The 6,977-nt window shown below is 72.5% G+C and carries 5 protein-coding genes and 2 rRNA genes; 6 read left to right on the top strand and 1 reads right to left on the bottom strand.

Annotated features, from left to right (window positions below; translation table 11 throughout):
- From ABZZ38_RS28685 to ABZZ38_RS28675, 3 genes are all read left to right on the top strand, one after another.
- A 23S ribosomal RNA gene (locus ABZZ38_RS28685) occupies positions 1-94 on the top strand; the annotation flags it as partial.
- A 111-nt stretch (positions 95-205) separates the two neighbouring features.
- Positions 206-322: ribosomal RNA gene (gene rrf, locus ABZZ38_RS28680) — 5S ribosomal RNA — on the top strand.
- 1,162 nt (positions 323-1,484) lie between these two features.
- The gene (locus ABZZ38_RS28675) at positions 1,485-2,204 is read left to right on the top strand and encodes a hypothetical protein (protein ID WP_356745155.1); all 720 of its coding nucleotides are present in this window, start codon (positions 1,485-1,487) and stop codon (positions 2,202-2,204) included.
- Positions 2,205-2,260: 56 nt separating this feature from the next.
- Here ABZZ38_RS28675 and ABZZ38_RS28670 read toward each other — a convergent pair whose 3' ends face one another.
- The gene (locus ABZZ38_RS28670) at positions 2,261-3,547 is read right to left on the bottom strand and encodes a DUF1015 domain-containing protein (RefSeq protein ID WP_356745143.1); all 1,287 of its coding nucleotides are present in this window, start codon (positions 3,545-3,547) and stop codon (positions 2,261-2,263) included.
- 70 nt (positions 3,548-3,617) lie between these two features.
- Here ABZZ38_RS28670 and ABZZ38_RS28665 point away from each other — a divergent pair, with 70 nt between their 5' ends.
- The 3 genes from ABZZ38_RS28665 (at position 3,618) to ABZZ38_RS28655 (ending at position 6,973) form a co-directional block, all read left to right on the top strand.
- Entirely contained in the window at positions 3,618-4,667 is a 1,050-nt protein-coding gene (locus ABZZ38_RS28665; protein ID WP_356745141.1) for an HAD-IIA family hydrolase, read from the top strand.
- 213 nt (positions 4,668-4,880) lie between these two features.
- A complete protein-coding gene (locus ABZZ38_RS28660) occupies positions 4,881-5,933 on the top strand; it encodes an iron chelate uptake ABC transporter family permease subunit (RefSeq protein WP_356745139.1) in 1,053 nt (350 codons plus the stop codon).
- A complete protein-coding gene (locus ABZZ38_RS28655) occupies positions 5,930-6,973 on the top strand; it encodes an iron chelate uptake ABC transporter family permease subunit (protein ID WP_356745137.1) in 1,044 nt (347 codons plus the stop codon). The genes ABZZ38_RS28660 and ABZZ38_RS28655 overlap by 4 nt, the downstream gene beginning before the upstream one ends.
- Positions 6,974-6,977: the final 4 nt, after the last annotated feature.

The raw sequence follows: 6,977 nt of genomic DNA, 5'->3' as shown, positions 1-6,977 counted from the left end.
AGGCTCCCAGTAGACGACTGGGTTGATAGGCCGGATATGGAAGCCCAGTAATGGGTGGAGTTGACCGGTACTAATAGGCCGAGGGCTTGTCCTCATTTGCTCGCGTCCACTGTGTGGTTCCCGGGTTGCGAACAGTCGCACCGGTTGAACCAGGTTTCACTTACTTAATTGAAAAGTGTGCTTGTTCGCTAGAACCCGATAGGGTTTCGGTGGTCATAGCGTTAGGGAAACGCCCGGTTACATTCCGAACCCGGAAGCTAAGCCTTTCAGCGCCGATGGTACTGCAGGGGGGACCCTGTGGGAGAGTAGGACGCCGCCGAACAATCTTTCAAGGACCCTTGGTCCCAGCGTTCATGCTGGGACCAAGGGTCCTTTTTTGTACTTGTTTTTCCCCGAAGCGCGTCGGAACGCCGACTGCGCGAGAATGACTGCGGAAGCAGAAGACAGGAGCCATGCCGATGTCCACCAACTCCTCCGACGATCGTCCGGAGCGCGAGCCGCGTCGTAGGGACGGTGGTGAGCGGGGCGGCTTCCGGCGTGATGACCGGGACCGTGGGCCGCGACGGGACGACAATCGTGGCGGCGGTTTCCGCCGTGACGACCGTGACGACCGGGGTGGGCGCCCCGCCGGCGCCGGTGCCGGCGGTGGATTCCGCCGTGACGACCGCCGCGACGACCGTGCCCCGCGCCGCGATGACCGGCGTGACGAGCGACCCGCTTTCCGCCGTGACGACCGGCGTGACGAGCGTCGGGACGACCGGCCGGGCTTCCGCCGTGACGACCGGCGCGACGAGCGTCGGGACGACCGGCCGGCTTTCCGCCGTGACGACCGGCGTGATGACCGGGACCGTGGGCCGCGACGGGACGACAATCGTGGCGGCGGTTTCCGCCGTGACGACCGTGCCCCGCGCCGCGATGACCGGCGTGACGACCGGCCGGCTTTCCGCCGTGACGACCGGCGCGACGAGCGTCGGGACGACCGGCCGGGCTTCCGCCGTGACGACCGGCGCGACGATCGGGACCGGGGTGGGTTCCGGCGTGACGACAACCGGCGTGACGACAACCGGGGTGGTGGCTTCCGGCGCGACGACCGTCGGGACGACCGGCCGGCCTTCCGTCGGGACGACCGGCCGGCCTTCCGTCGGGACGACCGTGACCGCGACCAGGACCGCAGGAGCTTCCCCCGGGACGAGCGTGCCCCGCGGCGCGATGACCGGCGCGACGAGCGTCGGGACGACCGGCCGGGCTTCCGCCGCGACGATCGGGATCGGGGCGGGTTCCCCCGCGACGACCGTATGCAGCGTCGGGACGACCGGCGTGACGACCGTGACCGGGGTGGCTTCCGTGGACGGGACGACCGGGCACGTGGACCGCAGCGCGATGACCGCGACCGCGGTGGTTACCGGGGCCGCGACGACCGTGGGGGCTTCCGCGGGCGGGACGACCGTGACCGGCGTGACCGCGACCGTGAGCCCATCAAGCGGCTGCCGATCCCGCCGGACGTCACCGGCGACGAGATCGACAAGGACGTCCGGCAGGAGCTCATGAGCCTGCCCAAGACGCTTGCCGAGGACGTCGCGAAGAACCTGGTGATGGTCGCCAAGCTGATCGACGAGGACCCGGAGCAGGCGTACGCGTACTCGCGTATCGCGCTGCGGCTGGCGTCGCGCGTGGCTGCCGTGCGCGAGGCCGCCGGTTTCGCCGCGTACGCGACGCAGAAGTACGCCGAGGCGCTCGCCGAGTTCCGGGCGGCCCGGCGTATGACCGGCAGCGTGGAGCTGTGGCCGGTCATGGCCGACTGCGAGCGCGGGCTCGGGCGGCCCGAGCGGGCCATGGCGATGGCCGGTGAGCCCGAGGTGCAGAAGCTGGACAAGGCGGGCCAGGTGGAGATGCGGCTCGTCGCCGCCGGGGCGCGCAGGGACATGGGGCAGCTGGACGCCGCGATCGTGACCCTGCAGAGCCCGGAGCTGGCGTCGAACTCGGTGCAGCCGTGGACCGCCCGTCTGCGGTACGCGTACGCCGACGCGCTGCTGGAGGCGGGGCGCGAGGACGAGGCGCGTGAGTGGTTCGCCAAAGCGCTGGAGGCCGACAAGGAAGGCGCGACCGACGCCTCCGACCGGCTCGCCGAGATGGACGGTGTCGAGTTCGTCGACGCCGCCGTCGAGGACGAGAGCGAGCTCGGGGACGACGAGAAGAGCGAGTAAACGCTGACGGAGAAGGGCGGCACCCACGCGGGTGCCGCCCTTTTTCATGTCACATCTCAGTCGAGCCTCAGGCTGCGCAGGACCAGGCCCGTCGCCGGTTTGGGACCGAACGACGTCGACTTGCGGGGCATGGTGACGCCCTGGCGGGCGAGGTCGCGGACGACGTCTTCGCGTACCGGATGCATGAGGACGGCCGTGCCGCCCCGGCGTACCGCCTGGGTGACGGCGGCTTCCGTGTCGTGGATGTACGCGATGTGCTCGGAGGTGTCCGGGATGCCCCAGAGGTGGTCGAGCAGAGTGGCGTGCAGGACCGTCGCGTCCAGGGTGCGCCAGGCCTCGGGCCGGTCGCCGCGGATGGTACGGGCCAGCAGGTCGGCGTCCGGGTTGTCGACGAGGTGGTAGCGGCCGTCGCCGGCGAGGAGGAAGGCGTTGCCGTCGGCGGCGGCGGAGGCCAGGCTCTCCATGGCCGCGGGCAGCGGGGTGCCCTCGGCCAGCGTGCGTATGCGGAACCGGTCGTCGAGGGCGGCCAGCGCGTCGGCGATGGGGAGGCGGTTGAGCAGCCGGTGGATGGCGCGTACCTGGAGCGGGTAGCGGGCCGTGTCGACGAGGAGGACCAGGCCGTAGTTCCACGGGCCGGGGGCGGGTTGCTCGTCGCGCAGCCGCAGGTAGGTCGCCCAGCGGTGGTGGCCGTCCGCGATCAGGGCCTGGCGGTGGGCGAGGTCGTCGGCGACGGCGGCGACGTCCGCCGGGGCGGTGACCGCCCACAGACGGTGGCTGAAGCCGTCCTCCGTGGTGGTGGCGAGGAGCGGGGCACGCAGGGTGGTCCGCTCGATGACGGCGGTCGCGCCGGTGGCGCTGCCGTTGCCGCGGTAGGTGAGGAGCAGGGGCTCCAGATTCGCGGCGGTGGTGCGCATCAGCGCCGCTCGGTCCTCGACGACGTGCGGCATGACGTCTTCGTGGGGCAGGACGACGCCCTCCTCCGGGGTGGAGAGTTCCAGTGCGCCGATGAGGCCGCGCTGGAGGAGGTCGCCCTTGCGCTGCTCGTAGACGTAGAGGGCCGGTTCGGTGTCCGGGGCGAGGACGCCCTCGCTGAGCCAGTGGTCGAGGGTGTCGGCGGCCTGGCGGTGGCGGGCGTCGTCGCCGGCGGCCTGCGGCAGGATCAGCCGGACGATGTTGTGGGGGTCCGCCGACTCGAGGTGGTGCAGGCCGTCGGGCCGTACCACCACGTCGTACGGCGGGGAGGTCACCGCGGCGAGGCTGCCCACCCGTCGGGCGTCGTAGCGCAGCCCGCGGAAGGGGAGCAGGTGCAGGCCGTCGTTGCCCGCAGGACCCGTGGTGTTCATCCCTGCATCGTATGTGGGCAGGGACATGAGCGATGATCGGGGGAGCGGCTTCGAGGGAGGATGGCGGGATATGGATCAGCGGCAGTGGGACGGCGGGAGGACTCGGCCGAGCGGGAGCGCGGTGGCGCTGAGCGAGGCGTACGACACGGCGCTGCTGGACCTCGACGGGGTCGTGTACGCGGGCGGGGAGGCGATTTCGCATGCCGTGGAGGCGCTGGGGGTGGCGCGGGACGGGGGCATGCACCTCGCGTACGTCACGAACAACGCCTTGCGGACGCCGGACGCGGTGGCGGCCCATCTGACGGAGCTGGGCGTGCCGGCCCGGGCCGAGGATGTGATCACATCGGCGCAGGCGGTGGCCCGGCTGGTTTCCGACCAGGTGCCGCAGGGGTCGCGGGTGCTGGTGATCGGTGGGGAGGGGCTGCGGGTCGCGCTGCGCGAGCGCGGTCTGGTGCCGGTGGAGTCGGCGGACGACGAGCCGGTGGCGGTGGTGCAGGGGTACGGCGGGCCGGACCTGCCGTGGTCGCGGTTCGCGGAGGCGTCGTACGCGGTGGCGCGTGGGGTGCCGTGGTTCGCGTCCAACACCGATCTGACGATCCCGAGCCCGCGGGGGATCGCGCCGGGCAACGGCGCGGCGGTGGAGGTCGTACGGATCGCGACGGGGGCGGATCCGCAGGTGGCGGGCAAGCCGCTGCCGCCGATGCACCGGGAGACGATTCTGCGGACGGGGGCGCGGAAGCCGTTGGTGGTGGGGGACCGGCTGGACACCGACATCGAGGGGGCTTTCAACGGGGGCGTGGACTCGCTGCTCGTGCTGACCGGGGTGACGGACCCGGCGCAGCTGCTGGCGGCCGTGCCGGAGCACCGTCCGACGTACGTCGACAGGGACCTGCGGGGGCTGCCGGCCGGGCAGCCGGACGTGACCGGGTCGGCGGAGAACGGGTTCGTGTGCGGGGGCTGGACGGCGTCGACGTCCGAGAGCGGCGACGCGCTGGTCGTGGACGGCGACGGCGACGCGGTGGACGGGCTGCGGGCGTTGTGCGCGGCGGCGTGGACGCACGGGGGTGCGGAGGGATGCGGGCTGGAGGCCGGGAAGGCACTGGCGCGGCTCGGGTGGTGACGGCGGTGGCGCCCGGGTCGGCGGGGTGGCGACGGGGAGGGCGCGGAGGCGGCTGGGGCGGCTGGGGCGACGGCGGCGAAGACGCCCGGGGGCCCCGGGTGGTGACGGGTCGTCAGGGAGCGGGTGACCTGTGCGCGGCCCTGATGCGATCGCGCGGAGCGGTCACGGCGGGCCTCTGGACCAGGCCAAACGAGGGTAGGCTAACCTAACCGGGTGGTGGTCGACAGTCCTTCCGAAGTGAGCGCGGAGCCCGTATCCGCCGCCCAGCCCCGTAGGCGCCGGTCCGTGCGTGCCGTCGGGCTGTTGGCGGCCGTCGGCGTCCTGCTGCTGGTATGTGTGGCGAGCATCGTCGTCGGGGCCAAACCGGTTCCGCTCGGGGACGTGTGGCACGGCCTGTTCCACAACTCCGGCACCGGCAACGACGTCATCATCGCCGACCTGCGCGTGCCGCGGACCCTGCTGGGGTTGCTCGTCGGAGTCGCGCTCGGGCTGTCCGGGGCCGTGATGCAGGCGCTCACCCGCAACCCGCTCGCCGAGCCCGGGCTGATGGGGGTGAACGCGGGCGCGTCCGCCGCCGTCGTCACGGCCATCAGCTTCTTCGGCGTCACCTCGCTGAGCGGCTACGTGTGGTTCGCCTTCGCCGGGGCCTCCGTCGTGTCCGTCGTCGTGTACGTGCTCGGCGGCAGCCGCAGCGCCACACCCGTGCGGCTCGCCCTCGCCGGCACGGCGGCCACCTTCGCGCTGTACGGGTACGTCAACGCCGTACAGCTGCTGAACTCGGCGGCGCTGGACCGGCTGCGGTTCTGGACCGTCGGGTCGCTGGCCAACGCCGACATGGACACCATCCGCAGGGTCGCGCCGTTCATCGTGGCCGGGATCGTCCTCGCGCTGCTGATCGCCCGGCCCCTCAACGCGATGGAGATGGGCGACGACACCGCCCGCGCGCTGGGCGCGCACCTGAACCGTACGCGCGTGCTCGCCATGGTGGCCGTGACGCTGCTGTGCGGGGCGGCGACCGCCGCCTGCGGACCGATCGTGTTCATCGGCCTGATGGTGCCCTATCTCGTCCGTGTGATCACCGGCCCGGACATGCGGTGGATCCTGCCGTACGCGGCCGTGCTGTCGCCCGCGCTGCTGCTGGGCGCCGATGTCATCGGCAGGGTCGTCGCCAGGCCCTCCGAGCTCCAGGTGGGCATCGTCACCGCGCTCGTCGGCGGGCCCGTCTTCATCCACCTCGTACGCCGCAAGAGGATGGCCCAGCTGTGACGACCTCCCCCTCCAAAGCCGTCCGCACGCCCGGCGGGCTGTCCGTGCGGGTCGAGCCCCGGGCGGCGGCCGTCGTCCTGGGCCTGCTCCTGGTGACCGCGGCGGCCGGTGTCGTCCTCATCGGCAGCGGTGACTTCCCCCTCGCGCCTGGCGACGTCGTCGCCACGCTCCTCGGCGACGGCACCGCCGCGCAGGAGTTCGTCGTGCGGGACCTGCGGCTGCCGCGCGTCCTCGTGGCGATCCTCGTCGGCGCCGGGCTCGGCCTGGGCGGGGCCGTCTTCCAGTCCATCTCCCGCAACCCGCTCGGCAGCCCCGACATGATCGGCTTCGGGCAGGGCGCCACCGTCGGCGCGCTCACCGTGATCGTGCTGTTCCAGGGCGACTCCGCCACCGTCGCGCTCGGCGCCGTCATCGGCGGCATGGTGACCGGCGTCGCCGTCTACCTGCTGGCCTGGAAACGCGGCGTGCACGGCTTCCGGCTCGTCCTCATCGGCATCGGTGTGGCCGCCATGCTGACCGCCGTCATCCACTACCTGATCACCAAGGCCAACCTGGTCGACGCCACCCGCGCCACCGTCTGGATGACCGGATCGCTCGAAGGACGGGAGTGGTCCCAGTTCTGGCCCCTGCTGGCCGTGTGCTGCGTCCTGGTCCCGCTGGTGCTGGCGTACGGCAGGCCGCTGCGGATGCTGGAGATGGGCGACGACGCGGCGTACGCGCTGGGCGTCCACGTCGAGCGCACCCGCGTCGTGCTCATGGGCTCCGCCGTGCTGCTCGTCTCGGTCGCCACCGCGGCCGCCGGGCCGATCACCTTCGTCGCGCTGAGCGCCCCGCAGCTCGCCCGCCGCCTCACCCGCGCGCCCGGCCCCAACCTGGCCGCCTCGATGCTCACGGGCGCCGCGCTGCTCCTGGTCGCCGACTGGACCGCCACCAACGCCTTCGGCGAGCGGCACCTGCCGGTCGGCGTGGTGACCGGTGTCGTCGGCGGCGTGTACCTGCTGTGGCTGCTGGTGACCGAGCGCCGGGCGGGCCGGATATGACCCC

The organism is Streptomyces sp. NPDC006368, from assembly GCF_040612535.1.
GTDB lineage: Bacteria > Actinomycetota > Actinomycetes > Streptomycetales > Streptomycetaceae > Streptomyces.
Note: the sequence above shows the minus strand (reverse complement) of the source record. Positions and strands in the feature narration are given on the sequence as shown.

Bases quoted from the DNA above. Each gene is read 5' to 3' on its own strand.
- ABZZ38_RS28670 (WP_356745143.1), bottom strand. From the start codon at position 3,547: ATGAACACCACGGGTCCTGCGGGCAACGACGGCCTGCACCTGCTCCCC.
- ABZZ38_RS28665 (WP_356745141.1), top strand. From the start codon at position 3,618: ATGGATCAGCGGCAGTGGGACGGCGGGAGGACTCGGCCGAGCGGGAGC.